This is a genomic window from Chitinophaga flava (assembly GCF_003308995.1).
GTDB lineage: Bacteria > Bacteroidota > Bacteroidia > Chitinophagales > Chitinophagaceae > Chitinophaga > Chitinophaga flava.
Genome location: NZ_QFFJ01000001.1, coordinates 3730643 through 3756359 on the forward strand (window position 1 = coordinate 3730643; position 25717 = coordinate 3756359).

Below are 25717 nucleotides of genomic sequence, written 5' to 3' on the forward strand. Positions count from 1 at the left end.
AAATGTATCGTATGAAATCATTGAAAATAGTTGCCTTCACTGCACTCGCAGGCATCGTCCTCAGCAGTTGCAACAAAAAATTTGAAGAATACTCCATCAATTCCAATAAGCCTGCACAGGTTCCACCAAGCCTGGTGCTGGGCGGTATCCTGGGTGATATGAATGCCGACAAGCCCTGGAGCAGTGTAATGCGCTGGAACCAGTTCGACTGCTGTAACTACAACTACTATGGTGATCAGCGCTACGACTGGAATGGTGCCGACTTCGGCAGTTACTTCTCCATGACCAATGTGCAGCAGATGGAGGCAGAAGCTAAACGTCTGGGTGGTAAAGATGTCAATCCCTATACCGCTATTGGTAAGTTTGCCCGTGCCTTTTTCTACTACCGGATGAGTAGTCTGGTGGGCGGACTTCCGCTGAAAAAAGCACTCCAGGGAAAAGATGATATTACACCGGCTTATGATGCGCAGAAAACCGTGTTTATACAAATCCTGCAATGGCTGGAAGAAGCAAACACTCAGCTCGCCGCACAGATTGCCAACCCGGATATGAGTGCCAATGCAGAAGGTCAGGTACTGAAAGGTGATTTTTATTTTGGTAATGATATGGGCAAATGGCAGCGTGCTGTCAATACTTTCCGCCTGCGTGTACTCATTGCCCTGAGCAAAAAGACTACTGATACAGATATTAATGTGGCTAAACAATTTAATGATATTGTTAGTAATCCTGCCAAATATCCGTTGATGGAATCAATGGATCAGAACATGCAGTTTATCTACAATAATATCAACAAATACCCATCAAACCCCGATAACCTGGGCTTTGACGCTACCCGGTATAATATGTCAGCTACCTATCTTAATACCCTCGTGGGCCTTAATGATCCCAGGGCTTATGTGACAGCTGAACCGGCTACCAAACAGATCAACGAACTGCATAAACTGCCTTCTGATATTACTGCCTATGTAGGTGCTTCTTCCGGCGAGAGCCAGGAGGATATGTCTTCCAAAATGTCTAACGTGGATACTGCCGCCTATTCCCTGCGTAGCAGAAGCCGCTACTACAGCAGCTATGCAGCTGAGCCAGGTGTAATCATCGGTTTCCCTGAACTGTGTTTTAACATGGCTGAAGCGATCAATCGCGGATGGGTTAACGGTGATGCGGAAGCATGGTATAAAAAAGGTATCAAAGCGTCACTGGGCTTTTACGGTATCCCTACTGCTGTAGCCGGTACGGTAAACAAAACGTATAAGGGTGTACGTTATGATATTCCTTTCGACTTCGAAAACACTTACTACCAGCAGGCTACCGTGAAATACCTGGGTAACAATGCAGATGGTCTGAAACAGATCATCACCCAGAAATACCTGGCCTTCTTCGAAAACTCCGGCTGGGAGGCTTATTTCAACCAGCGCCGTACAGGGGTACCTACTTTCCTGACAGGAGCTGGTACCGGCAACAGTGGCGTTATTCCAAAACGTTTCAAGTATCCTGATACGGAGAAAGCCACCAATACCGTTAACTGGTCTGCTTCCCTGCAAAGCCAGTTTGGTGGCACTACAGATGATATCAATGCGCAGATGTGGCTGCTGCAATAAAAAATGCACAATATAGCCCGGGGCTTTAGCCCTGGGACTACAAGGGCTGGCCATTGGCTGGCCCTTTTTTATTGATTGGCCCCGGAAATTATGTGTAGTAGATTATTTAGTAATACTTAACAATTAGTTCAGTATTGCTTAACAATTAGTTTACATTGCATCGGCACCTTTGGCCCAAATATTTTGTGGCAATGCTGACTATTCCCTGGATACAGAAGCGGCTGGAACGGGCGCCGAACGTAGTTTTATCTTTATATGCCGCCCTGGTGGCATTTGGAACCTATTCCTGCATGTATGCATTCCGTAAACCATTTACGGCGGGCATATTTGAAGGGCTCTCTTTTATGGGTGTCGACTATAAGATCTGGCTGGTAATCAGTCAGACCATCGGTTATGCCTGCAGTAAATTTTATGGTATCCGCTTTATTGCTGAAATGAAGGGCAACTACCGTGCACAATATATTATTGTTTTGATACTGATATCGTGGGCTGCCCTGCTGGGGTTTGCCTTGGTACCGGCGCCCTGGAATATTCCTTTTCTTTTTATCAATGGGTTTCCGCTGGGGATGATCTGGGGGCTGGTGTTTAGTTACCTGGAAGGCAGGCGTGGCACGGAGTTTATGGGAGCGGTGCTTTCTATCAGCTTTATTTTTTCTTCTGGTTTTGTAAAATCGGTAGGTAAGATGACTATGATGGACTGGCAGGTATCAGAGTACTGGATGCCTTTTGTAACCGGCCTGGTGTTTTTACTACCTATCCTGGTGTTTATCCTTTTGCTGGAGCAGATACCTCCACCGGGAGAGAAGGACGTGCTGATGCGCACTAAACGCGTGCCTATGAATAAACAGGAACGTAAACGGTTTTTACAGACCTTTCTGCCTGGTTTGGTGTTGTTGATAGGCAGTTATGTGCTGCTGACTGTTTTACGGGATATACGCGACAATTTTGCTGCAGATATCTGGAAGGACCTGGGTTATGGTACAACGGCGGGCATCTTCACACAAACGGAAATACCTGTGTCTATTGCCATTATTGTTGTGATGGGATTGCTGGTATTTGTGAAGAACAATTACCAGGCATTTATGCTGAATCATCTGATTGTGATTACCGGCTTTCTGATAGCGCTGGTGAGTACACTGTTGTTCCGGCAGCATCAGCTGGACCCTGTGTGGTGGATGACATTGACGGGGCTGGGGCTGTATATGGGTTATATTCCTTTTAACTGTATCTTTTTTGAACGGCTGATTGCGGTGTTCAAATATGCCAGTAACGTAGGTTTTATTATGTATGTAGCGGATTCTTTTGGGTATCTGGGTAGTGTAGGGGTGATGTTGTTTAAAAATGCTGGCAATTTATCAATGTCCTGGAGCCAGTTTTTTATAAATGCCCTGCTGGGTGTGTGTGTCACCGGCATCCTCATGATGCTGTTATCTTCCTTGTATTTCAAAAAAAAGTATAGTGGCGAAAGCCTGCATTTAGGAATAGTGAACTAAACAAAAAAGCGCGAGGCTGAAAAATTGTTTCCAGCTTCGCGCTTCAATAATTTTTATCCGCGTGATTATTTTGCTTCGGAAGTACCTTTGGACTCTTTCTTAGGTTCATCTTTGGCATCTTTGAACTCGCGTATGCCGCTGCCCAAACCGCGCATCAACTCAGGTATTTTTTTACCACCAAACAAGAGGAGAACTACCAGTGCAATCAGCAGTAATTCCTTAATACCTATTTCCTGCAGAAACAAAAACGGAATATTCAAAAGTGATGTTGCCATTATAAACTGTTTTTTTATTGTGTGCTTTTAATATACGGCGATTCCGAACATAAAGTTAGCACGAAATCAGAGTTTTTTACTTTTTTACAGAGATATTTGAAAATTTTAACATAATTCCCATAAAGACAGTTCTTTATGAATTATAAAAAACAACCTTTATATCTCCATCTTCTACCTTCAGTTGTGAAATCCTGCCGTATTGTACCTTGAGATCGAAGGAGTCAACCAGTGGTGTATTAGTAGCGTGCGCCAGTATAGAACGGATCACGCCGCCATGAGTGAAGATCACAGCATTCCTGTCTTTTTCCACCAGTTCATGAATTAGTTCCATACTGCGGCTGTACAGCTCTTCATAGCTTTCACCCTGCGGAACGCGGGCCTGTACAAAATCATCGGCCCATGTTTGCAGTTCTTCCCGCCCGATGGCGTCCCAGGCAAGCATCTCCCAGGCACCGAAATTCATTTCTTTCAGGCGGTCGTCAGCAGTAATTTCCTGGTTAAAGAGGGCTGAGGCCAGTTTGCTGCAGCGTTGTAACGGGCTGGTATACACGTCGAAATCGCCGGTGGGCAGTTTAGCTTTGACAGCAGCCACTTCCGTTTCAAAGGTGTCTGCCACATCGATGTCTGAAAAGCCGTAGCAGATACCGCTTTCGATGGCAGGCGTCGTATGTCTTATGAGGTATATTTCCATGCGAGAATACAAAAGCACAAATATATGACTGTTTCAGAAACTTGTTGGACAGCACCAAGGCAGTCGCCGGTATAGCCGCCGATCCACTTGGTCATGAGGCGCGCCATATACCAGCGTACAAGCATCAGTGCCGGCAGTATCAGCAGGAGGGCATAGTTGCCTGTAAAAGCGATCACGCCCAGCAGTGGAAATATGCCGAAGCTGGCTGCCAGCAGCAGATCGGGCAGACAGATGCCTTTGGATACCGGTTTCGCTTTACTGTCTTCATTTTCCCGTACATACTCATGGGTATAGATGATACTGACTGCTACAAACCGGCTCAGGGGCTGGGCTATGATGACGGCCAGCATTACCTTGTTGAGCGTCAGCGGAATCAGGCAGATGTATTTCATGGTCATGAGCAACAGCAGGCCCAGCATGCCATAGGTGCCGATACGGCTGTCTTTCATGATTTCCAGGATACGTTCTTTGGTCCATCCGCCACCAAAGCCATCGCACATATCGGCAAAACCATCTTCATGGAAGGCGCCGGTTACCCAGATGCTGAGGATAATAGATAACAGAATGGCTACCAGCCTGGGAGCGATATCACCGAAAATATACAGTACGGAAAGCATAATACCACCTGTTATCCAGCCTATCAACGGCAGATAACGGGTGGCTTTATTGAGCATATCTGGATGGTAGTCCGTATTAACGTTAACGGGTATACGTGTATAAAACATGATAGCGGTGAGCAATAGCTGCCACTGTTTTCTCATATTGTGCGGTTTGATACTTGCGCGCTGTTGAAGCTGGCCATTTCATTGAGGAACAGCACGGCGCTTTGAATTACGGGAATAGCCATGGCTGCGCCGGTACCTTCTCCGAGGCGCATGTCCAGCTGCATAACAGGCTTTACGCCAAGGTACTGCAGCATCGCTTTGTGGCCTTTTTCTTCTGAGCAATGCGCAAATACGCAATAGTCTTTCACGGCAGGCTGCATGGCTGCAGCTGCCAGCAGGGCAGCGGTGACAATAAACCCGTCTATCACTACAATCATGTTCAGGGCGGCAGCCTGAAGGATGGCACCGGTAATCATCGCTATTTCAAAACCACCGAAGGTGGCCAGTGCCTGCTCTGCGGTTTTGGGTTTTACGTGATGTGCCATTACCTGCTGCAATACTGCTATTTTCTGGGTCAGCTGCTGGGCGTTGGAGCCTGTGCCTATCCCTATGCAGTCAGCTACCGGGATGCCGGTAAAATAGCTCATCAGCAGGGCAGCAGAAGAGGTATTGCCTATGCCCATTTCTCCAAAGCCGATAGTATTGCAGCCAGCGTCATATGCCAGCTTTACTTCATCGGCGCCGGCCTGCATGGCCAGCCGGCACTGGTCCGGCGACATGGCCGGCCCATGGAGGTAGTTTTGTGTACCACGGGCTATTTTACGGTCTCTTAACAGCGGATGTGGTGGGAACTCATGGTTTACACCAGCATCTACTACTGTCAGCTTCAATTGGTGTTGTCTACAAAATACATTGATGGCTGCACCACCCTGCAGAAAGTTGTACACCATCTGGGCGGTAACGGCCTGCGGGAAAGGATTTACCAGTCCATCGGCTGCAATGCCATGGTCGCCCGCAAATACAATAATGGATGGGTTTTTCAATACAGGCGTAAGGCTGTTTTGTATCAGGCCAACCTGTAACGCCAGCTGCTCAAGTCTACCCAGTGAACCGGGTGGTTTTGTTTTCTGGTCTATCTTATCCTGTAATGCTGTTTTCAGCTCATTCGACAGTGGTGAGATGGTTATGTGCTGCATCGTATATTTATTTTTCCTGTTTTTTAATCACAACAGGGATCCCTGAAATCATGAGCACTACGGTATCGGCTATGCGTGCTATATATTGATTGGCCCAGCCCTGAAGGTCTGTAAACTTCCGTCCCACCGCAGTTTCGGCATGTACGCCCATGCCTATTTCATTGGTAACGATCAGGAAGTGGCCTTGTTGTTGTTGAAGGGCATCGATCTCCGCCTGCAGAGCTGCAAGCGTTTTGTCGGCATCATAATCGTGGAGCGTGAAAAAATTCGTCAGCCACAATGTAACGCAGTCCACCACAACGGTTTTACCCACAAGCGGAAGTTGGCTGACATACAGCTCTTCCTCATAGTTGGTCCATTGGGGGCCGCGTTCTGTTTTATGGCGTTGGATACGCTGTGCGAAATCCTCATCCCATACTTTGGCGGTGGCCACATATACCGGTTGTTGGCTCTCAGTAAGCGCCTGTTCCTGCGCATACCTGCTTTTACCGGACCTGGCGCCACCTGTCACCAGCGTAATCATATCTTTTCAAATTGCGATAACGGGTTGCGAATAACGCATGATCCTTGTTATTCGCAACCCGGGTGAATTTATTGTTTGTTGAACACCGGTATAGCAGGGAAGAAAAAGCCTTCATAAGGAATGCTTTTGATCGTAGCTGCTGAAGTGGCGTCATAGATAAACAGTGTGTTCTGTTTATAGTGATCCCCATAGCCCGGCTCAACAGCAGTGGCTACCAGGGTGTTGTTATTCGGATTATACCGGAAACCGGCGCCAATCAGCTCTCTGTTCGCTGGTAAAGTCACAAAAGGTGTTTGCAGGGAAGAAGGGTTGCCCGTTTGGTACTTGTAGATCTCTCTGCCACCAGCACCCCAGGCATTGATTTTAGCGATGAACACTGCGTTTTCAATAGAGGAAGCGCTGATCATAGTCGCGTTCCAGGCTCCCCAGGCACCGTTGAGCGTGAAAGGCACATTGATATTGGTAACGGTCAGTGTAGCCGGATTAATGGCAAACAGCTGCTGACCGGCTCCTGCCCAGATAGTACCGTCTGGTGTGCGGGCCAGTCCGATGTCTGCTTTTACCAGCGTGCTTACAATGCTGAAATCACTGGCGTTCAGCACTACGATACCATTGTTCTGAGACATGACAAACACATAATTGCCTTCTTTCAGCATAGTACCTACCTGACCGTCAATACCGGCTATTTTAGCCCCAACAGTCAGGGTTTGCAGGTTCAGCTGGTAGATGCCATTAACAGTAGAGATAAGGCCCAGATTAGGATTGATACCGCAGAAAGCCCGCCCGTCAGCAGGTAGCTGGGCTATACGACCTATTTCCTTCATGTTGTGTGCATCTGCTATGACCATCGGTCCTTGCTTGGACAACAGATAAATCCGGTTGTTGTAGATAGCACCGAACTCAGTGGTAGTACCCAGTGTCTTACCAGGATTCTCCCGCTGGAAGATGTTCTGATATACTGTATCATCTCCGTAACGGTAGAAGTTAACATCTCCGGGGCCATGGCCAAACCAGCCTTCGTTCACGATAAAGAAACCGTTGTCATATTTATCGGTAACCTTGATCCGGTAGAAGAAGGAAGTGAAACTGTTGCCGGAGCTTATCTTTAAGGAAATCGTATAGTCGCCGGAGGTAGTGGGAGTAAAGGTAAATGTAGAGTCGCTGCCAGAAGGTGCACCATTCACGAGCCACAGAAAAGTAGGGTTGCTGGCATCGGTCAGCTGGGGCCTTAACACTCGGGTATCACCAACAGCAATGGTATCTTTTCCGTCTTTCAGGCCAGGGCTGCTGATCACAGGAACAACAATTGCTGCAACATTCTCTTTGGTACAGGCTGAAAAAGTTAGCATTACAGCCGCTGCCAGTAGAAAGAGCTGCTGAAGTCGGAGAGTAAATCTTCGCATGGTAGGATTATTTGTTTATGTAAACATTTAGAGATTTAGCTATTGCTACAGCGCTGCCGATTATTAAAAACCAGCGTGCTCTGTAACAATAAGTAAATCTCTAAATAAAAAAATCAGAAAAATATCTTAGCGGGCCAGGTGCAGCTTGCGCTGTACCAGTGCAAAGCTACCGAAGAAGACTGCGCTGTATACCAGGGTTCCTACCAGGAAATACTGCATAAATGGTATGGCGAGAATATAGCATTTGGAGAGGCCTGCCAGGTCTTTGGTATAAGGCAAACCGGTAGTGATATCAGTGGAACCGCTCAGCCATACGCCGAAGTTGGAAACAGTGAAATGTACCAGTGCTGCTGCCACAGAAGCCAGGGCAATACGACCTGCGCTCATCTTGCGGATCATCAGCTGACCAACCAGTACGATAAACACAAAGCTGATGTAGTTAGCCATCCAGCCTTTGTATAACAGGCCTTGTGCATATTGGGGATGGAAAACCTGCATCAGTACCACATCACTCAAAAACAATGTCAGCAGCGGAAAAGCATATGATTTCCATTTTTCGGAGAAGGAAGCACCACCAAACAGGGCCATTGCTCCTACCGGAGTAAACATGGCGATCGGTTGGAGAGTAGACTGATCAGCTCCCAACATCACGCGTATAATACCAGCTGCCAGCATAAACAGCAACAGTATACCAAATCGGGGATTGAGATTCTTTAAAGACATTATGTTGGTTTTAATGTTTACAAATTTAAAGTGATACCGGCATTCCAGTTAAACCGGCGGGAATTATAGCCAAGGATATCAAAATACTGATAATCGGTGATATTTCTGAACCCGGCAAAAATTTTAAGCAAGTTACCAAATTTATACTCACCATAAAGGTCCAGTGTGTAATAATCACCCATCGGCTGTTTGGCCTGATAGCGTTCACCGGTATAACGGTAGGTAGCGCTGGCATACAAGGCTGGGGTTATCTGATAGCCCAATGTAGCGTTCACCGCATGTTTGGGAATCCGGTAAAGATTATACCAGGAAGTATCTTTTCCGTTCTGAACCGTTTTCAGACGGCCGTCAACGTAAGTGTAGTTCACATTCAGGTTCAGCTGCCGTGTGATATGCCAGCTCACCTCTGCCTCTGCACCATAAGCCTGCTGTTTGTCAGCATTGGCATAATGACTCAAACCGGAACTTTCCGTGTAAAAGATGATCAGGTCTTTTGTATTGCGGGCAAAGCCAGTCACCCGGAAATCCACCGCATTATGTGCTACAGAAGCCTGGTAGCCGGCTTCATAGCTGATAGTAGATTCCGGTTTCAGGTCCTTGTTGCCATAACCGGCAGCATACAACTGATACAGAGAAGGAATTCGGTAAGCAGATGATATATTAAGAAATATCTTATTGTTTTTGTTGATGAGATAGGAAGGATTAAAGGAGAATGTTTGATTGCTGCCATAGAGATTATGGTAGTTCAAACGGCCGCCGGCTTCCAGGTTGAAGCCCCCCAGATTATGCAGTAACATGGAAGCATATACGCTGGTCTGGCTGGCATGTGAACTGTCTTTCGCTAGCTCGGTGATATAAGGTGTTGCGCCGGGATAGTTGCCAAGGTACCAGTCGTACTGGTTCATATTGGCCCGGGTAAAGGCGCCACCGGCCACCACGCGGATGATATCGGTCGCATTCCAGTTCACATAAGACTCTACCTGATGGATGTTGGAAGAGAATGCTGACTGGTCGTATTTGCCAAACCCGTTGGCAGCCACATAACCGGAATCGTTCAGGATGTCCCTTTTGGTTTGCTGATAGCTGTACAGCACATGCCAGCTGCCTTTTCTGAACTGGTATTCGCTGCTGAAGCCATTGAGCAGGTATTTGAATTTGCCGGTATAGTCTTTATCATCGATGAAAGCGCCTTCATCGAGGTCGTGGTGGTAGTTGCTGTAATTAAACAGGTACTGGAGTCTCCACCGGGAAGTAGCCTGCAGACCTAATTTGGCAAATACGGTATGCTGCCGGAAGCCGTCTTTGTCGAAGCCGGCTTTGCCGGTGCTGTCGTAGGCGTCGGAGAAACCGGTAGCGTTTTCATATTTGTAGCCCAGCAGGTAGGAGAATTTGCCGGCATTGCCATATACGTTGGCGTTACCCTGAAAACTATTATAGCTGCCGTAGCTGGTGTTGGCAGAAACGCCGAATTTTTTTCCGTTGTTTTTTCGGGTGATGATGTTGATCACGCCGGCTACAGCGTTGGAGCCGTAGAGTGTAGACTGGCTGCCACGGAGTATTTCAATTCTTTCCACCTGTTCGGGAGAGATGAAGTTGAGATCAAACGTGTTGGCGATCTGGGAGGCATCGTTAACGGGCAGGCCGTCTATGAGTATGAGGGCGTTGCCGTTGGAGGCGCCGCGGATATATACTTCAGGGATGGTGCCCCGGTTGTTCTGAGCGCCGTTGATAGTGATGCCGGCTTGTTCGCTGAGGATCGCAGCGATGGTTCTGCCGCTGTTTTTCTCCAGGTATTCATGTGGGAGGATGGTGATCACCTTCCCGGTTTCGCTGGCTTTCTGTGGCCCTTTGGTGGCGGTCACGGAAACTTCGTTCAGCTGGCTGACCCTGTATAGGGAGTCCTGTGCAGCAGCGGAAACAGACAATAAAAGAAGTGGAAGTGTGTAAAGTTTCAGTTTCATCATGCGCGAAATTACGAATAAGAAAGGGCCGGATGGTTTATCATCCGGCCCTTTCTTTCAGTAAATATTGTTTATCATCCCGGCATCCTGGAAATGTATTTGTCCATTTCCTTGATCTGGTTGACGATTTGAGCGGTAGTAGGTTTCTGTGCTTTGGCTCTGCGGAAATATTCCTTGGCAGATTTGAAGTCGCGGCGGCTCATGGCAATGGATGCCAGTGTGAGCAGGGCAGCAGCGGTGTTTTCCTTATCGGGAAGGCCCATACGTACTGCTTTCTTCAGGTTCTGGTCTGCTGTTTTCAGATCATTTTTCTGGTAAGCGATGGTACCCAGCTGGAAGTACTGCATACCTTCATATTCCTTCATCGGGCTGCCGGACTGGATGCTTTGGCGGATGGTGCTTTCTGCTTTGTCCAGGTCGTTGCTGTACATGGCCATGTTACTTTGCATGAAGAAGTATACAGAACGGATTGGTTTATACAGCAGCTTAGGAAATTTCACCATATTCATCAGGGCAGTGGCGCGTTCGATATCACCAGCTTCTACTGCTTCCTGTACCAGCCGCATTGGCCCAAACAGAAGATGGGTCGCAATACAGATAGCAGCGAGCAGCAATACGAGGGTAGCTTCCCACCATCCCACAGTAACTCCGAGTACAATACCGGCCACCAATAACACGATCCCGATGGGGAAACGATATAAGATAAAAAAGTTAAATGCTTTCATGAAAAAACTGTTCGTAAATCACTAGGTTCTAATAGCGGGGGCAAAGATAAATAAAAAAAACACCTCATGGGTTTAATACTTCGCTTTTGGCCAGGGCCGCTTTCGGTTTTTTCAGATTAGCCGCTACAATGGCTGACAGGATGATCAATACCCCGGCTATTTGCAGGGGCGTTACCTGTTCGTGCAGGACAATGGTTGCGGCAATGGTGGCCACTGGCAGTTCAGCCGCGCTGAGAATGGCGCCCAGAGCCACCCCTGTCTGAGGCATACCTTTGGAAAACAGAAAAGGCGGCAGTACGGTACCGAAGGTAGCCAGCGGCAGCCCCCACAGCCAGAGTGGCGGCGTAGTCAGACGTCCGTTCCACAGGTAAGTAGGAGGAAATATCAGGGTGATCAGCAGGAAGGCGCCCGTTACAATCCAGGCACTTTTCAGCACTGGCGTAAGCGTTTGACCCACCCGGCCACTCACCACAATAAAAGTGGTGTAAAAAATGGCTGCCAGCATACCAAAGCCAATGCCCCGCCAGTCGAGGTTAAGCCCGCGACTGTTGAATAGCCCGCCCGCCAGCAGGGTACCGGCCAGGATAAATACAACGGCCACCCATTGTATAGCACTGGGCCGCTTTTTATAAATCAGCCATTCGGCCAGCATACTCATCCAGGTAAACTGCATCAGCAGAATAATGGCAATACTGGCTGGAATATATTGTACGCTTTGGTAATATGTGATGCTCACCAATCCGGTTGAACTGCCCAGAATAAAAGAAGTCCGGACATCTTTGTTTTTAAGTCCGTAGGTAGTACGACCGGATAACAGATGGATACCCCACAATGCCAGCATCCCGAAGCCTGCCTGTATGCTGCACAGCTCGCCGAGGGTAAAGCCTTCGTGGTAGCCCAGTTTAACAATCGTTGATAATATTCCAAAGCTGATGGCGCCTGTGAGCACCAGCAGAATTCCTTTCCACATGTTGATAATTGTTTTTATTTTCTCCCAAAAACAAGGGGGGCGCAAAGTACGCAAAGTCTGTTAATTCTTTGCGAGCTCTGCGCCCTTTATCCTGTTTAAGGAACAAAATTATTTATGCTGCTGTTTTTCCAGATTTGGCAGGAACCCGGTAAGGAGTCCTATTAACGGCAGATAAGCACAGATCTGGTAAACATACTGTATACTGGTAGCGTCTGCCAGCTTGCCCAGCAGGGCAGAGCCAATACCACCCATACCAAAGGCCAGTCCAAAGAAAAGTCCTGCTATCATGCCCTCTTTGCCCGGTAACAGTTCCTGCGCATATACCAGAATGGCAGAAAATGCGGAAGACAGTATAACGCCAATGAATACACTCAGCACAGCAGTCCAGAATAAATTGGCATGTGGCAATAACAAGGAAAACGGCGCCACGCCCAGTATGGAAATCCAGATCACGTATTTACGGCCGATACGGTCGCCCACCGGACCACCGATAAAGGTGCCCGCGGCTACGGAAAACAGGAAGATGAACAGATATACCTGTGAACTTTGTACAGATATACCGAAACGGTCCATCAGGTAAAAGGTATAATAACTGGTCATGCTGGCCATGTAGAAGTATTTGGAGAAGATCAGTATCAGTAGTATGCTCAGTGAGATCACTACCGTGGTGGAAGGAAGCTGTTGCTGTTGACCGGGAAGCTTCATCGCCTTGGGTTTGGCCCGGTGCGTATTGACCTTATACCATTTACCCAGATAGATCATCACACCGATAGCCAGCAGCGCCACCAGGGAAAACCAGATAATATGGAACTGCCCCAGCGGTACAATGATCATGGCCGCCAGTAAAGGTCCCAGGGAACTGCCGGCATTGCCACCCAGCTGAAACAGGGACTGTGCCATGCCATGTTTACCTCCGGAGGCCATACGCGCCATACGGGAGGCTTCAGGATGAAATACAGAAGAACCGATGCCTATCAGCGCTACTGATACCAGCACCATAGGCAGGGAATGGGCAAAAGACAGACTTACCAGTCCTATCAATGTAAAGGCCATGCCTATAGCCAGCGAGAAGGGCTGTGGTCTTTTGTCGGTATACATACCTACCAACGGTTGCAGTATAGAAGCAGACATCTGGAAGGTCAGCGTGATCAGCCCTACCTGTGTAAAGTTGAGATTGAGCGATTCCCTTACCAGCGGATACATGGCCGGTATCAGAGATTGCAGGGTGTCATTCAGGAAGTGGGTGAAGCTGAGTGCTATCAGAATGGAAAAGACGGTCTGCTGGGCAGCTTGTTGCGCTACGTTTTGGGGCGCTTGTTGAGTGAGTGTTGCCATTGTTAAACTCGTTTAAGGTCAGATCATCTGATGTTTAAGGTTAAAAAAATTTATTTGATATGGCTACTGATCTTCGTTGCCCAGTGCAGCGCTTTTGACGGATCCTTGTCAACAATGCTTTGCAGCAATGCATCATGGAGTGACTGTGACTCAATAAAAGAATCCGTATTGCCATAGCGCAGGATAAAGGATTCTTTCAGGTGGGTGGCCACAGTCTTGTAAAGGTCCAGCATGATTTCATTTTTGGACGCCTCTGCAATAGCCGTATGGAAGTTGATGTCTGCCTGTATGCAGGCCTCCAGCTCGTTGGCGGTAGCATGTGTGAACCGCTTTTTCAGAAAGCTTTTCATCTTCTCAATATCTTTATTGGTCCGATGTATGGCCGCCCTTTCGGCGATTTTTACTTCCAGTAAAAGCCGTACTTCATTCAGTTCTTCAAAATCCGCCCGCTGCACGCGCTGGGAGAAAGGTTCTCCCACACCGATCTGTGATATCACAAAAGTACCTACGCCCTGTTGTACCCGTACCAGCCCTCTGTTGGCCAGGCATTTCACCGCCTCGCGTACGCTGGAACGACCCACGCCAAACTGTTGCATCAGCTCCGGTTCTGTAGGCAGCTGCTGCCCTGTGGTATACTTACCCGTTAGGATCAGTTCCTGCAATCTGGCAGCTACTTCTTCAGCCAGACTTTGACGTTTTAAAGGTTGCGGTGTTATCATCATATCATCAGATGTTTGCAAAGGTAAGGAAAGATTTTGAATTTTTTTGAATTTTTGACGTTAGACCTGAACGGGGACACCTACACGGTTTTTACGAACTTTGTCTTTTTGATATTGGAATTTGACTGTATATTGATGCAGTGAGATACCGGTAAAATTCCGAATAACCCATGAATGTTTTGCACGAATGGCCTTCCTGGTTGCTGTGGATATTTTTCCTGGCAGAAAACGCACTGATTGTGCTCATAGTACTGGTATGGGGCAATATCCTGCTACGCCGTTCCCGTAAAGAAATATTCAACTACAGCCGGCAACAATGGCGTGTCTGTCTGCTCACCACGCTGCTCAATGCGCTCGTCACCTTTACCGGGTTTCTTTTGTGGAAACATGGTTATATCCGTATCAACGCAGCCGTATCCTGGCGTATCCTCACAGACGCCCTGGCGTATTTCCTGGCCATGGACCTGTTGATGTATGGTTTCCATTATATCATCCACAAAACCTTTCTATATCGTCCGCTGCATCGCCTGCACCACGAAGCAACCGATCCGGTACCCATCGACCTTTTTGTGCTGCATCCGCTCGAAACCATCAGCTTCGGCGCTTTATTACTGATAATACTCTTACCGTTCAACTCCAATATCTACGGTCTTCTTATATACCACATTGCCAATGTGATATTTGGTATGACCGGCCATCTGGGTGTGGAGCCTATGCCCGAAAACATAAGGCAGTGGCCGCTAATGAAATACCTGGGTACATCTACGTTTCATCATGATCACCATCGGCATGAAGACTATAACTTCGGCTTTTATACTACTATCTGGGACCGTTTATTCGGGACACTGAAACGGTAACCAGTTACGGATAACAGCCCGAAAGGCCGACCAGTACATTTGACCACTCATATAACCTGCTTCCGATAACCAAATTAATGTACTATTTTGGCCAGATTCATTTTTTCAGACTAATTGCTTTATGAGAAAACTAGTACTAACACTTTCGGTGTTCATCACCTTCCGTGCTTATGCACAGGAGGCGCTGAAATATCAGACGCCTGCTCAAAGTATTATGGAGCTGGCTATGGCTGCGCCATCGCCTTCAGTAACGTTCAGCAGCAAAGGTGATCGGATGCTGATTATGGACCGTACGGGCTTTCCTACTATTGAGGAACTGTCACAGCCGGAATATCGTCTTGCCGGCCTCCGTATCAATCCGGCCAACTTCGGCCCGAGCCGAGCCAGCTATGTAACCGGTATCCGTATCAAAGATGTCAACAACCTGAAAGAGCAAGCCGTAACCGGCCTGCCAGCTAATGCACGCATCGCTAATGTAACCTGGTCGCCGCTAAGGAAAAGTATAGCCTTCACCGTGACTACCAACAACAGCATCACCCTGTGGAAAGCTGACGCAACCACCGGCGTGGCCAAACAAATGAGCGCCCGCCGTCTCAACGACACGTTTGATGGTGCTTTCCGCTGGATTGATGAAGACCGCATCCTCGTGCTGTCTGTACCATCCACCATCAGTGCTGCCCCGGAGAAACCACTGGCACCTGAAGGCCCTACTGTACAACAGACTTCCGGTAAAGCCGCTCCCGCAGCTACTTTCCAGGATATGCTGAAGAATCCCTATGATGAAAAACTGTTCGACTACTATTTCCAGTCTGAACCAGTGATCATCAGTGTTGCCGGCGAAACAGTGATCGGCAAACCAGGTATCTATGAGAATATCAGCCCCTCACCAGACAACCAATATCTGCTGGTAAAACAACTGAGCCGCCCTTATTCTTACCTGGTAGGCGCTGGTCGTTTCCCTACAGAAACCAGTATCTGGAATCTGAAAGGAGAAAATATCAAACTGCTCTCTAAAAATCCGCTGGATGAAGTAAGACCTAAAGGCTTCGATGCCACCAGCAACTATCCCCGCAGTTATGCATGGCGCAACGATGCTCCAGCTACAGTGTTCTGGGTGCAGGCCCTCGACGGCGGTGATCCTAAAAAAGAAGTGCCTTTCCGTGATGTGGTGAACACACTGGAAGCTCCGTTCACCGGTACACCTGCAGAACTGGTGAAAACCGTGGACCGCTTCAGCCACGTAAACTGGGGTAATCAACAGCTTGCCCTCGTATCAGAAGGCAACAGTTCCAAACAAACAATGAAGGTAAGCCGCATCGATCCGTCTCATCCCGAACAAAAGCCGGTGACTGTCATCGACCGCTCTGAGAATGATCGCTACAACGATCCTGGAGAGCCGGTAATGGTAAAAAATCAATATGACAGATCGGTATTATATATTTCTCCGGCTAACGAACTGCTGATGACAGCGCCCGGTGCTTCTCCGGAAGGTGACCGCCCGTTCCTGTCTACTTTCAGCCTGAAAAACGGCAAACAAACCATCGTATGGCGCTCCAAAGCTCCATATTATGAACAGGTGACACAGGTGATAGATCCGGCTAAACTAACCTTTGTAGTAGCCCGCGAATCCGCTACTACACCGATAAACTACTACCTGGAAGGCGGAAAGAAAAAAACAGGCACAGCACTGACCGCTTTCCCGCACCCGCAGCCACAGCTGCAAGGTGTGCAGAAACAACTACTCAAATACAAACGTAAAGATGGCGTAGATCTCACTGCTATGCTGTACCTGCCCAAAGGTTACGATCCGGCTAAAGATGGCCGTCTGCCGGTGCTGATGTGGGCTTATCCGCGTGAGTACAAGTCTGCCAGCGATGCTGCCCAGGTAAGGGGCTCTGCGTATAAGTTCCCCCGTGTGACTTATGGTTCTCCTATCTTCTGGGTAACCCGCGGTTTTGCCGTGATGGACGCCACCGAAATGCCTATCGTAGGGGAAGGGGATAAAGAACCCAACGACACCTTTGTGGATCAACTCGTGATGAATGCTGAGGCTGCCGTGGATAAAATCACCGGCATGGGCATCGGTGATAAAAACCGCATCGCTGTTGGTGGTCATTCTTATGGTGCATTTATGACTGCCAATCTGCTGTCTCATACCAACCTGTTCAAAGCCGGTATCGCACGTAGCGGAGCTTACAACCGTACCCTCACACCATTTGGTTTCCAGAACGAACAACGTACCTACTGGCAGGTACCCGACGTATACTACAAGATGTCACCTTTCTCTTATGCCGACAAGATCAAAACACCGATCCTGCTCATCCATGGTGAAGCCGACAACAACTCCGGTACTTTCCCCATCCAGAGTGAAAGACTGTACAATGCTATCAAAGGCAACGGCGGTACAGCCAGACTGGTATTTCTCCCGCAGGAAAGCCACGGTTATGCTGCTAAGGAAAGCATCCTCCACATGCTGTGGGAAATGGATAACTGGCTGATAAAGTATGTTAAGCAATAACAACTGTGATTGATGTGATTTTTCTGATGCTCCTGATGATAGAAGCGAAGAACCCATTAGCAATAACGCTAATGGGTTCTTCGCTTTTTATCATCGATATTATTCTTCGTCCATCAGGAGAATCAGAGGTATCATAATGAATCATCGTTGAAAAGTACCATTCAAGCACCATTTAACACAATCAACTTCCCATACCGCCCCGTACCTTTGTAATATCATGTCAAAGGCACATATCCATACATATGACATCTGTACGCTGGGAATGGGAAAACCGGCTTCTGAGAACATCCAGGTGATACGATTTACTGATTACCTGGCTGCACATAAGGATATCAGATTTCCTCACCGGCACTCTTTTTACCACCTGGCATTTTTTACAAAAGGTAAAGGTGCTCATACGATAGATTTTGAGCGTTTTCCGGTACAGGCGGGTCAGCTGTATTTTATGATACCTGGTCAGGTACACAGCTGGTTTTTTGAAGGTCAGGTAGAAGGGTATGTAGTGAATGTGGCTGCCAGCTTTTTCAATTCTTTTCTGCAGGATGCAGGCTATGTAGAACGTTTCCCGTTCTTCAGTGGTGCGAGTGCGGAAGGGGTGGTGATGCTGCCCGCGGAAGCCAGCACAGAAGTAGAGGTGTTGTTTGAAAAGATGTTGCTGGAGATAGAAGCTACAGAAGCGTACAGCTATGATATGCTGAGATTGCTGCTGCTGGAAATGTTTGTGAAAGTAAGCCGGGTAACCCGGAAAAGCGATACCAGGCAAGAGCCACCGTATAACTATGTATTGCTGAGTAATTTCCGCAAACTGGTGGAACAGCATTATATGCAGATGCGGTTGCCCAAAGAATATGCAGCAATGTTATATGTGACACCTAATTATCTCAATGCTTTCTGCCGTCATATGCTGGGGAAATCGGCCGGTGAAATTATCCGTGACCGGGTGATCCTGGAGGCAAAAAGACTGTTGATAAATGCTGATACAAGCATTGCTACTATTGCCTATCAGCTGAACTTTGCTGACAATTCCTACTTCACGAAGTTCTTCAAAAAATATGAAGGGATGACCCCGGAAGAATTTCGGAAAAATATTTCCTGACATTAAAAGCTTCAATATATGTGTGCAGATAAAAAACACGAGAAACCGAATATCTTCAAAAGCGTATTTACCAATAAATGCGCACGTTGCCGGAGAGGTTCCATTTTCACCAATAAAAACCCCTATAATCTTAAAAACTGTATGAAAATGCCGGACAACTGCCCTGAGTGCGGACAGCCGGTAGAAGTGGAAGTAGGTTTCTATTACGGTACCGGATATGTTAGTTATGCTTTGTCTGTAGCGGTATGTGTAGCCAGTCTGATAGCCTGGTGGCTGTTTATCGGCTTCTCTATCTATGATAACAGTATTTACTGGTGGCTGGGCTTTAACGGCCTGCTGCTGCTGACCCTTCAGCCCTTGCTGATGCGCTGGTCCAGGACCATCTGGATGGCTTTCTTTGTAAGGTATGATGAAGACTGGCAACAGGGACCTCCTGAAGGCACAGGAAGGGTTAATACTACCTTTAAAGGTGCGATATAACAAAAGAAAGTAGGATTGAGTATAACGAATGAAAAAACGATGGCCCGGGTATTTTTGCCCGGGTCTTCGTTTTTTTTTGTTATATTAGAAGTACTATTTGACCCCATATCTGCGCTTGGTTTTTTACTAACAGCAATGCTTACACGATGATACTTCCCCGGCGGTTTGTTATCTTGTTATACCTGTTGTGCTGGACGTGTTTTAACAATCTGCTGATGGCACAGGACAGCACTTTACCGGCGCTGCCTGCAGTCTGGAGCTTACAGGACTGTCTGGATTACGCTATGAAAAATAACATCCAGCTGAACAGCCTCCGGTTGAGCCGGCTGAGCAGTGAACAGGACCTGCTGTTGTCAAAGGCTGCCCGGTTGCCTAACCTCACCGGATCAGCTTCCCAAAACCTGAATGGCTCCAAAAGCATTACACCCTCCGGCAGCAGGCCTTATGAACTGGCCTTTTCAGGCAATTATTCCGTTAACTCCGGTGTAACTATCTACCAGGGTGGATTTCTCAACTATGATATCAAACAGAAGGACCTGCTCTTACAGGTCAGCGGCCTTAACATCGCGCAGGAAGTCAACAATATCACCATTCAGCTTACACAGGCTTATCTCAATATCCTGCTGACCAGGGAGAACATCGTATATGTGAAAGATGTAGTTACTACTTCCGAAGCCCAGGTAAAACAAGCCCAGCAACAATATGATGTTGGTAGCATCGCCCTGGTGAATCTGGTATCGCTGCAGTCACAACTGGCAGCCGACCGCTACAATCTCGTCACTGCCGAAAATCAGGAACGGATCAATAAACTGGTACTGAAACAGCTGCTGCAATTGCCCAGCAGCTACGACTTCAATATCTATTCCCCCGATACGCTGGTATCCAGCCATTATGTGGCACCCCTGAAGGACGCACAAGACACCGCACTGGCCACCAGACCGGAAGTGAAAAGTGCTGAACTGGGCATCAACGTATCCGAGCTGGACCTGGCCAAAGCCCGCACGGGATACAAGCCTACATTAACAGCCGGAGGAGCACTTGGTAGCTCTTATCTCAGGGATCCGAGTAATAATTTCTTTAAACAGCTGGACAACAACTTCTATCAGCAGATAGGGCTTTCCCTCTCTGTTCCGATATTTACCCGGAGAGCCGTTAAAACAGCCGTGGAAAAGTCCAAAATAGAAATAGACCAGTCGAAGCTAACCCTCAAAGATACCCGGACCAACCTCTCCCAAACCGTTGAACAGTCTTATATCGGAGTCATAAATGCGCAAGGACAGTATGATGCATCCGTAGAACAACTGCGTTTCGCATCTGAGAGCTACCGTATTGCCTCCGAACAGCTGAGAGTAGGAGTGGCCAATATCGTGACTTTCCTTCAACAGAAAAATCTTTACATACAGGCATTTCAGGCTTATATACAGGCTAAATACAATGCTGCACTGACAATCAGGATATATGATTTTTACAGGGGCATCCCTGTAAAACTATAAATGCAATGAAGTATGAAAAAGTATAAACGGGTCATTATCGTAGCGGCTGTTTTGCTGATCGCGCTGATCATCTGGTTCCTTTTTATCAGAAAGAAGCACCAGCAGATTAGTTTTGAGACCGTCCAGCCTGCGTATGGCCATATAGCCACCACCGTTACTGCCACCGGTACTATCCAGCCCGTAGATACTGTGGCTGTGGGTGCCCAGGTATCCGGTACGCTTAAATATCTGTATGTGGACTATAACTCCAAGGTTAAAAAAGGGCAGAAGCTGGGAGAACTGGACAAGGTGCTGTTTCAGGCGCCGGTAGACCAGTTCAGGGCCAACCTGCTGGTGGCACAAACCAACCTGGACTATCAGATCAATAATTTCCACCGCCAGGACCTGCTCTATAAAACCGGCGCCATCAGTAAAGCTGATTATGATATCGCTACCAATCAGATCGGGCAGGCCAGGGCTAACGTAGCCAGCGTAAATGCCCAATTGACATCTGCACTCAAAAACCTTTCCTTCACCGATATCATTTCCCCGATAGATGGCGTAGTACTTAATCGCAATGTCAGCGTAGGACAAACCGTCGCTGCCAGTTTCAACACACCTACCCTGTTTGTGATTGCGCGGGATATCACCAAAATGCAGGTAGAAGCCAGCGTAGACGAAGCAGATATCGGTAACGTAAAGGACTCACAGCGTGTAACCTTTACCGTGGATGCTTACCTGCAGGATGTATTCGCCGGCAGGGTCCAGGAAATAAGACTGCAGCCTTCGGTGTCATCCAATGTGGTGACGTATAATACGATCATCAATGCATCCAACGAATCGATGAAGCTGAAGCCGGGCATGACGGCCAATGTAACCATCTATACTGCTGAGAAAGACAGTGCTTTGCTATTACCGGTTAAGGCGCTGAAATTCCGGCCGGATTCAACAATGCTGAAAGATTATGTGATTGTGAGTGCAGTAGGAAGAGGCTCCCGGCACAGAACAGATACCACAGGAGGGGCTGCAAACACTGCGCGTGCCGGAACATCCAACTTTGTATGGCTGCTGAAAGGCGATACGCTGCTGCAGAAACATATTCGCACCGGATTGAATGATAATACACAGATAGAAGTTATTTCAGGGCTTACACCCAGCGATGTAGTGATAACGGCCATCAACGGCAACACCGGGCCGGTAGCTGCATCCGGAGCTAAAAGTCCGTTTTTGCCCAGAATGGGGGGAGGGCGCAAACGATGAACAACAAAATTCTCGAATTAAATCAGATCAGGCGTGATTTTGTGATGGGCACCGAAACAGTACATGCCCTCAAAGGGGTTTCATTTGAAGTACATGCCGGTGAATTCCTCACCATCATGGGTAGCAGTGGCTCAGGTAAAACCACATTGCTCAATCTCCTCGGCTGCCTCGATAAACCCACGTCCGGCAACTACCTGCTCGATGGTACGGATGTGAGCGCCCTCTCCCGTAATGAGCTGGCAAGAGTACGCAACCGGAAAATTGGTTTTGTATTCCAGGCTTATAACCTGCTGCCCCGGACTTCTGCATTGGAAAATGTGGAACTGCCTTTGTTCTACAATCCTTCCCTGACGGTACGGGAAAGAAGAGATAAAGCGCTCAGCGCACTGGAAGCAGTGAAGCTGGCAGACCGGCTGGACCATACGCCCAGCCAGCTCTCCGGCGGTCAGCAACAACGGGTGGCCATCGCCAGGGCGCTGGTAAACCAGCCGGTGATGATCCTGGCAGATGAAGCTACCGGTAACCTCGACACCCGTACCTCCTATGAGATCATGTCGCTTATGCAGGATCTTAACAAAGAGGGGAAAACCATTGTCTTTGTTACCCATGAACCTGACATCGCTGCCTTCAGCAGGAGAACGGTCACGCTGCGCGATGGCAAAGTAGTAAAAGATACGATCAACGAAAACGTACGCTCGGCGAGGGAAGCACTGGACGCCCTTCCTCCGGCAGAAGACTATTAATTCACCACCATGAGTGTAATTAACCTCATACGAATTGCATTCAAGGCTTTGCAGCGTAATAAGCTGCGGGCTTTCCTGACTATGCTCGGCATTATCATCGGCGTAGCCGCTGTGATAGCCATGGTGGCCATCGGAGAAGGATCAAAGGAAAGCATACAAACGCAGCTCAGTGCCATGGGGTCCAACATGATCACCGTATTGCCCAGTAGCAACGTGACCGGAGGAGTACGTATCGAAGGCGCCAGTTTTCAGACACTCACCATCGTGGATGTAAAAGCTATACAGAAAAATGCGGAACATGTCACTGCCGTATCGCCGGTGTCTTCCACCAAAGGACAGGCTATCTACGGTGCCCTCAACTGGCCTACCACCCTGCAGGGCGTGGCGCCATCCTACTTCGATATCCGTAAGCTGGATATTGCCGATGGCGTCAGCTTTTCCGATGCCGATGTGACCACGGCTGCCAAAGTATGTGTGCTCGGACAAACCGTGATCAACAATCTGTTTCCCAGTGGAGAAAGCCCCGTAGGCAAGGTCATACGCCTCAACTCCATCCCGCTGCAGGTGATAGGCACGCTGGTTCCCAAAGGACAAAGCTCTTTCGGGCAAGACCAGGACGATATCATTCTTACGCCCTATACCACCGTACAAAAGCGTATCCTCGCCACTATCTATTTTCAGAGCATCTATGCTTCTGCGGTTAGTGAAGGCGCTTCTGCACAGGCTACCGATGAAATCACAGCGATATTGCGGGAAACACACCGGCTGCGCCCCAGCGATGATAACAACTTCCAGGTAAGGACTATGGAAGAACTGATTAAAACCCTCAGCTCCACCAGCAGCCTGCTAACAATACTGCTCACCGCTATCGCCGGCATCTCCCTGGTTATTGGTGGTATTGGTATCATGAATATTATGTACGTGTCTGTTACAGAACGCACCCGGGAAATAGGGCTGCGTATGTCTATTGGCGCCCGTGGTATCGATATCCTGTTGCAGTTTCTGGTGGAAGCGATCATTATCAGTGTAACCGGTGGCGTTATAGGGGTGATACTGGGTATCACCGCTGCTCAGGTGATTACGCTTACATTGGGATGGCCAACGATAGTATCGGAATCATCTATCATGTTATCGTTCCTGGTATGTGCATTGACCGGCGTTTTCTTTGGATATTATCCCGCGCAGGCAGCTTCCCGCCTCGATCCGATAGAGGCGTTGCGGTATGAGTAATACAAAGCCTTGATAATTTTGATGATGGTTGCAGGGCAACAAAAAAGCCGGCAGGTAAAACACCTGGCGGCTCATGAGAATGCGATTAAAAACTTGCAACCTATTCCTTCTTATCATGGATCTGAGATGGCTTCAGGTATATTTTTTTACCCTTATCGTTAACTATAAATTTCCGGTCTTTTTTGTCGATGTATACTGGTTGTCCATTTGGACCTTCCTTCCCTTTGTATGTTTTGTCGGTAAGGGTGGATGCGCCTTTTACGGCTATAGAAGCGGTTTTGTTACCTATCTTTTTAGGAAGACTATCTATTTTGTGTTGTGCAAATACTGCCTGTGCCGGTAATGTGGCTATTGCGCCAAAGGCTACTGCAAATAACATGGCGGAAATGCTTTTGGGAGCTCTCATAACTGTATGATTTTTAAGTTAACATTATGATAGTAGCTGATCCAATTTTGATGCCATTCCTGAAATGCTGATTTGATACTGTTGAAAAACACTATCTTACAAATGACTGTTTTTTTTCTGGCAAGAACTGGCGGGGATTTTCCCGCAAAATGGTATCAGTCATATTTAGTAGATTTAAGAATAATAACCTGTGTCTATGAAGTACGCCAAAGGTCTGTTCCTGTCTGTTCCTACGCCTTGCAGTGAGAATTGGGATGAGATGACTCATACTGCTGCGGGTAAACACTGTAGTCAATGTGCTAAAACGGTAATAGATTTTTCTTCCATGTCGGATGCTGAGATACTGGAGTTGCTTCGTAACAGCAATGGGGAGGTGTGTGGTCATTTTCAGCATTCACAGTTGAATAGATTGATTGCACCACCACCGGCATCCCGAAGCAATTTTTTGCCTGCACTGCTGCTCACAGCGGGGATGATCACCGGTATTGCCAATCAGGGTTATGCAGAAGCAAGAACACTGGAAGAGGTGGAAATGCAGCTGACAGCACCGCCGGAGTTGTTGCCGGAGGATACTACTAAGTCTTCCCTTAAATCCTATAACCTGCCGGAAGTGGTTGTGACGAGCTTTGCAAGCCGGCTCTCCAACTCTGCACATACAGGAATGGTCGTCATTGTAGGCGCAACAATAGCAACAGTTCAACAGCGCGATGACTGCAGTTTGCTCAAACATCCTGAAGGAAAGCCTGTCGATCCCGTCTACCCTACAGATAATGAACGGCAGAAAAGCAAAAAACGCCGTTGGTTTTTTAAATAAAATAACCCTCCGGAAGGCCCGTTTTTCCAGAGGGTTGTGGCTGTCAGCTTTCTCTTTGAAAGTAGCCAGCAGACATTATTGTAACAGGTTTGTTTTTCTTCTTCCCGAGGCTGTTAGTTTCCCCAGAAATGATCCTCCTGAGCGAGGTCCGCAGCATATACTTTCGCGGCAACTATCTGTCCGTCTTTTACCGTGTATACGTCAACGTTATCTGTATCCAGTGTCGCGCCTGGTCTGGAAGCTTTCCAGTGTAACAGTACTGCTGCCTGGTCGCCATTGACAGTGATAGATTTGATGTCTGTCAGTGCCATCGTATTTTGAGATACTTCAAACATGCCACCTACCATCTGGAATACTTCTCCGCTGGATTTTTTAGTACCAGAGAAGCGGCTGTTGCCGGGTTGTTCCCAGGTAATATCGGGGTGGAGCAATGCGCCAAGTTTTTCGAGATTTACCTGTTGTACTGCGGTAACGAAATCTTTTACTACTGCTAAAGTTTGATTTTCCATGATTGTATGTTTTTTGTTTTTGTTTTGTTTGTTTGTTGACACAAAGCTACTACCTGGAAGAAGGGTATTACTTATCATTACACGACAAACGATTACCATTTCACGACAGAATGTT

Annotated in this window: 25 protein-coding genes; 11 read left to right on the forward strand and 14 right to left on the reverse strand. The window is 47.7% G+C overall.

Translation table 11 applies throughout. The features are described 5' to 3' along the window. Positions 1–11: 11 nt before the first annotated feature. A complete protein-coding gene (locus DF182_RS15110; RefSeq protein WP_113616412.1) occupies positions 12–1598 on the forward strand; it encodes a SusD/RagB family nutrient-binding outer membrane lipoprotein in 1587 nt (528 codons plus the stop codon). Positions 1599–1789: 191 nt separating this feature from the next. Beyond that, positions 1790–3091, forward strand: a complete 1302-nt coding sequence (locus DF182_RS15115) for a DUF5690 family protein (RefSeq protein WP_113616413.1) — start codon at positions 1790–1792, stop codon at positions 3089–3091. Positions 3092–3156: 65 nt separating this feature from the next. Here DF182_RS15115 and DF182_RS15120 read toward each other — a convergent pair whose 3' ends face one another. From DF182_RS15120 to DF182_RS15175, 12 genes are all read right to left on the reverse strand, one after another. Continuing rightward, positions 3157–3366: a Sec-independent protein translocase subunit TatA/TatB gene (locus DF182_RS15120; protein ID WP_113616414.1), complete on the reverse strand. Its 210-nt coding sequence runs from the start codon at positions 3364–3366 to the stop codon at positions 3157–3159. A 133-nt stretch (positions 3367–3499) separates the two neighbouring features. Next, positions 3500–4057: an alpha-ribazole phosphatase gene (cobC, locus tag DF182_RS15125; RefSeq protein WP_113616415.1), complete on the reverse strand. Its 558-nt coding sequence runs from the start codon at positions 4055–4057 to the stop codon at positions 3500–3502. Beyond that, positions 4039–4818, reverse strand: a complete 780-nt coding sequence (locus DF182_RS15130; protein ID WP_113616416.1) for an adenosylcobinamide-GDP ribazoletransferase — start codon at positions 4816–4818, stop codon at positions 4039–4041. The genes cobC and DF182_RS15130 overlap by 19 nt, the downstream gene beginning before the upstream one ends. Then, positions 4815–5858, reverse strand: a complete 1044-nt coding sequence (gene cobT / locus DF182_RS15135; protein ID WP_113616417.1) for a nicotinate-nucleotide--dimethylbenzimidazole phosphoribosyltransferase — start codon at positions 5856–5858, stop codon at positions 4815–4817. Before cobT ends, DF182_RS15130 begins: the two co-directional genes overlap by 4 nt. Positions 5859–5865: 7 nt before the next feature. Further along, complete coding sequence (gene cobU / locus DF182_RS15140; RefSeq protein ID WP_113616418.1) at positions 5866–6381, reverse strand: bifunctional adenosylcobinamide kinase/adenosylcobinamide-phosphate guanylyltransferase; 516 nt, start codon at positions 6379–6381, stop codon at positions 5866–5868. Positions 6382–6449: 68 nt separating this feature from the next. Beyond that, entirely contained in the window at positions 6450–7784 is a 1335-nt protein-coding gene (locus DF182_RS15145) for a DUF5074 domain-containing protein (RefSeq protein ID WP_113616419.1), read from the reverse strand. A gap of 126 nt (positions 7785–7910) precedes the next feature. Then, positions 7911–8507, reverse strand: a complete 597-nt coding sequence (locus DF182_RS15150) for a DUF6580 family putative transport protein (protein ID WP_113616420.1) — start codon at positions 8505–8507, stop codon at positions 7911–7913. Positions 8508–8524: 17 nt separating this feature from the next. After that, entirely contained in the window at positions 8525–10471 is a 1947-nt protein-coding gene (locus DF182_RS15155; protein WP_113616421.1) for a TonB-dependent receptor plug domain-containing protein, read from the reverse strand. A gap of 71 nt (positions 10472–10542) precedes the next feature. After that, entirely contained in the window at positions 10543–11193 is a 651-nt protein-coding gene (locus DF182_RS15160; RefSeq protein WP_113616422.1) for a tetratricopeptide repeat protein, read from the reverse strand. Positions 11194–11257: 64 nt separating this feature from the next. Beyond that, positions 11258–12163 carry an EamA family transporter gene (locus DF182_RS15165; RefSeq protein ID WP_113616423.1) on the reverse strand — a complete coding sequence of 302 codons (906 nt, stop codon included), beginning with the start codon at positions 12161–12163 and terminating at the stop codon, positions 11258–11260. Between the two features lie 108 nt (positions 12164–12271). Further along, positions 12272–13498, reverse strand: coding sequence for an MFS transporter (locus tag DF182_RS15170; protein ID WP_113616424.1), 1227 nt, complete (start codon positions 13496–13498; stop codon positions 12272–12274). A 50-nt stretch (positions 13499–13548) separates the two neighbouring features. Then, positions 13549–14220 (reverse strand): FadR/GntR family transcriptional regulator, encoded by a 672-nt coding sequence (locus DF182_RS15175; RefSeq protein WP_245957448.1) that lies wholly within the window; start codon positions 14218–14220, stop codon positions 13549–13551. A 167-nt stretch (positions 14221–14387) separates the two neighbouring features. On the opposite strand from DF182_RS15175, the gene DF182_RS15180 reads away from it, so the two are divergent. The 8 genes from DF182_RS15180 to DF182_RS15215 all read left to right on the forward strand — a co-directional run bounded on the left by DF182_RS15180 (position 14388) and on the right by DF182_RS15215 (position 23873). After that, on the forward strand, positions 14388–15074 hold the full coding sequence (locus tag DF182_RS15180; RefSeq protein ID WP_113616425.1) for a sterol desaturase family protein: 687 nt from the start codon (positions 14388–14390) through the stop codon (positions 15072–15074). A gap of 121 nt (positions 15075–15195) precedes the next feature. Then, positions 15196–17592 (forward strand): alpha/beta hydrolase family protein, encoded by a 2397-nt coding sequence (locus DF182_RS15185; protein WP_113616426.1) that lies wholly within the window; start codon positions 15196–15198, stop codon positions 17590–17592. A gap of 217 nt (positions 17593–17809) precedes the next feature. Beyond that, entirely contained in the window at positions 17810–18688 is an 879-nt protein-coding gene (locus tag DF182_RS15190) for an AraC family transcriptional regulator (RefSeq protein ID WP_113616427.1), read from the forward strand. Between the two features lie 147 nt (positions 18689–18835). Then, positions 18836–19168: a hypothetical protein gene (locus DF182_RS15195; protein ID WP_317048423.1), complete on the forward strand. Its 333-nt coding sequence runs from the start codon at positions 18836–18838 to the stop codon at positions 19166–19168. 215 nt (positions 19169–19383) lie between these two features. After that, positions 19384–20661 (forward strand): TolC family protein, encoded by a 1278-nt coding sequence (locus DF182_RS15200; protein ID WP_245957449.1) that lies wholly within the window; start codon positions 19384–19386, stop codon positions 20659–20661. Positions 20662–20673: 12 nt separating this feature from the next. Further along, positions 20674–21900, forward strand: a complete 1227-nt coding sequence (locus tag DF182_RS15205; RefSeq protein WP_113616430.1) for an efflux RND transporter periplasmic adaptor subunit — start codon at positions 20674–20676, stop codon at positions 21898–21900. Beyond that, positions 21897–22643 carry an ABC transporter ATP-binding protein gene (locus DF182_RS15210; protein WP_113616431.1) on the forward strand — a complete coding sequence of 249 codons (747 nt, stop codon included), beginning with the start codon at positions 21897–21899 and terminating at the stop codon, positions 22641–22643. Before DF182_RS15205 ends, DF182_RS15210 begins: the two co-directional genes overlap by 4 nt. A gap of 9 nt (positions 22644–22652) precedes the next feature. Next, positions 22653–23873 carry an ABC transporter permease gene (locus DF182_RS15215; protein ID WP_113616432.1) on the forward strand — a complete coding sequence of 407 codons (1221 nt, stop codon included), beginning with the start codon at positions 22653–22655 and terminating at the stop codon, positions 23871–23873. A 100-nt stretch (positions 23874–23973) separates the two neighbouring features. On the opposite strand, the gene DF182_RS15220 is transcribed toward DF182_RS15215, so the two are convergent. Beyond that, a complete protein-coding gene (locus tag DF182_RS15220) occupies positions 23974–24279 on the reverse strand; it encodes a hypothetical protein (RefSeq protein WP_113616433.1) in 306 nt (101 codons plus the stop codon). Positions 24280–24475: 196 nt separating this feature from the next. Here DF182_RS15220 and DF182_RS15225 point away from each other — a divergent pair, with 196 nt between their 5' ends. Further along, entirely contained in the window at positions 24476–25093 is a 618-nt protein-coding gene (locus DF182_RS15225; RefSeq protein WP_147243443.1) for a hypothetical protein, read from the forward strand. Between the two features lie 113 nt (positions 25094–25206). On the opposite strand, the gene DF182_RS15230 is transcribed toward DF182_RS15225, so the two are convergent. Further along, on the reverse strand, positions 25207–25602 hold the full coding sequence (locus DF182_RS15230; protein WP_113616909.1) for a nuclear transport factor 2 family protein: 396 nt from the start codon (positions 25600–25602) through the stop codon (positions 25207–25209). Positions 25603–25717: the final 115 nt, after the last annotated feature.

Bases quoted from the DNA above. Each gene is read 5' to 3' on its own strand.
- DF182_RS15210 (WP_113616431.1), top strand. From the start codon at position 21,897: ATGAACAACAAAATTCTCGAATTAAATCAGATCAGGCGTGATTTTGTG.
- DF182_RS15190 (WP_113616427.1), top strand. From the start codon at position 17,810: ATGTCAAAGGCACATATCCATACATATGACATCTGTACGCTGGGAATG.
- cobT (WP_113616417.1), bottom strand. From the start codon at position 5,858: ATGCAGCACATAACCATCTCACCACTGTCGAATGAGCTGAAAACAGCA.
- DF182_RS15175 (WP_245957448.1), bottom strand. From the start codon at position 14,220: ATGATGATAACACCGCAACCTTTAAAACGTCAAAGTCTGGCTGAAGAA.
- DF182_RS15195 (WP_317048423.1), top strand. From the start codon at position 18,836: ATGCCGGACAACTGCCCTGAGTGCGGACAGCCGGTAGAAGTGGAAGTA.
- DF182_RS15160 (WP_113616422.1), bottom strand. From the start codon at position 11,193: ATGAAAGCATTTAACTTTTTTATCTTATATCGTTTCCCCATCGGGATC.
- DF182_RS15230 (WP_113616909.1), bottom strand. From the start codon at position 25,602: ATGGAAAATCAAACTTTAGCAGTAGTAAAAGATTTCGTTACCGCAGTA.
- DF182_RS15145 (WP_113616419.1), bottom strand. From the start codon at position 7,784: ATGCGAAGATTTACTCTCCGACTTCAGCAGCTCTTTCTACTGGCAGCG.
- DF182_RS15150 (WP_113616420.1), bottom strand. From the start codon at position 8,507: ATGTCTTTAAAGAATCTCAATCCCCGATTTGGTATACTGTTGCTGTTT.
- DF182_RS15225 (WP_147243443.1), top strand. From the start codon at position 24,476: ATGAAGTACGCCAAAGGTCTGTTCCTGTCTGTTCCTACGCCTTGCAGT.
- DF182_RS15200 (WP_245957449.1), top strand. From the start codon at position 19,384: ATGGCACAGGACAGCACTTTACCGGCGCTGCCTGCAGTCTGGAGCTTA.
- DF182_RS15155 (WP_113616421.1), bottom strand. From the start codon at position 10,471: ATGATGAAACTGAAACTTTACACACTTCCACTTCTTTTATTGTCTGTT.
- DF182_RS15185 (WP_113616426.1), top strand. From the start codon at position 15,196: ATGAGAAAACTAGTACTAACACTTTCGGTGTTCATCACCTTCCGTGCT.
- DF182_RS15170 (WP_113616424.1), bottom strand. From the start codon at position 13,498: ATGGCAACACTCACTCAACAAGCGCCCCAAAACGTAGCGCAACAAGCT.
- DF182_RS15205 (WP_113616430.1), top strand. From the start codon at position 20,674: ATGAAAAAGTATAAACGGGTCATTATCGTAGCGGCTGTTTTGCTGATC.
- DF182_RS15220 (WP_113616433.1), bottom strand. From the start codon at position 24,279: ATGAGAGCTCCCAAAAGCATTTCCGCCATGTTATTTGCAGTAGCCTTT.
- DF182_RS15120 (WP_113616414.1), bottom strand. From the start codon at position 3,366: ATGGCAACATCACTTTTGAATATTCCGTTTTTGTTTCTGCAGGAAATA.
- DF182_RS15110 (WP_113616412.1), top strand. From the start codon at position 12: ATGAAATCATTGAAAATAGTTGCCTTCACTGCACTCGCAGGCATCGTC.
- DF182_RS15130 (WP_113616416.1), bottom strand. From the start codon at position 4,818: ATGAGAAAACAGTGGCAGCTATTGCTCACCGCTATCATGTTTTATACA.
- cobC (WP_113616415.1), bottom strand. From the start codon at position 4,057: ATGGAAATATACCTCATAAGACATACGACGCCTGCCATCGAAAGCGGT.
- DF182_RS15115 (WP_113616413.1), top strand. From the start codon at position 1,790: ATGCTGACTATTCCCTGGATACAGAAGCGGCTGGAACGGGCGCCGAAC.
- DF182_RS15180 (WP_113616425.1), top strand. From the start codon at position 14,388: ATGAATGTTTTGCACGAATGGCCTTCCTGGTTGCTGTGGATATTTTTC.
- DF182_RS15215 (WP_113616432.1), top strand. From the start codon at position 22,653: ATGAGTGTAATTAACCTCATACGAATTGCATTCAAGGCTTTGCAGCGT.
- cobU (WP_113616418.1), bottom strand. From the start codon at position 6,381: ATGATTACGCTGGTGACAGGTGGCGCCAGGTCCGGTAAAAGCAGGTAT.
- DF182_RS15165 (WP_113616423.1), bottom strand. From the start codon at position 12,163: ATGTGGAAAGGAATTCTGCTGGTGCTCACAGGCGCCATCAGCTTTGGA.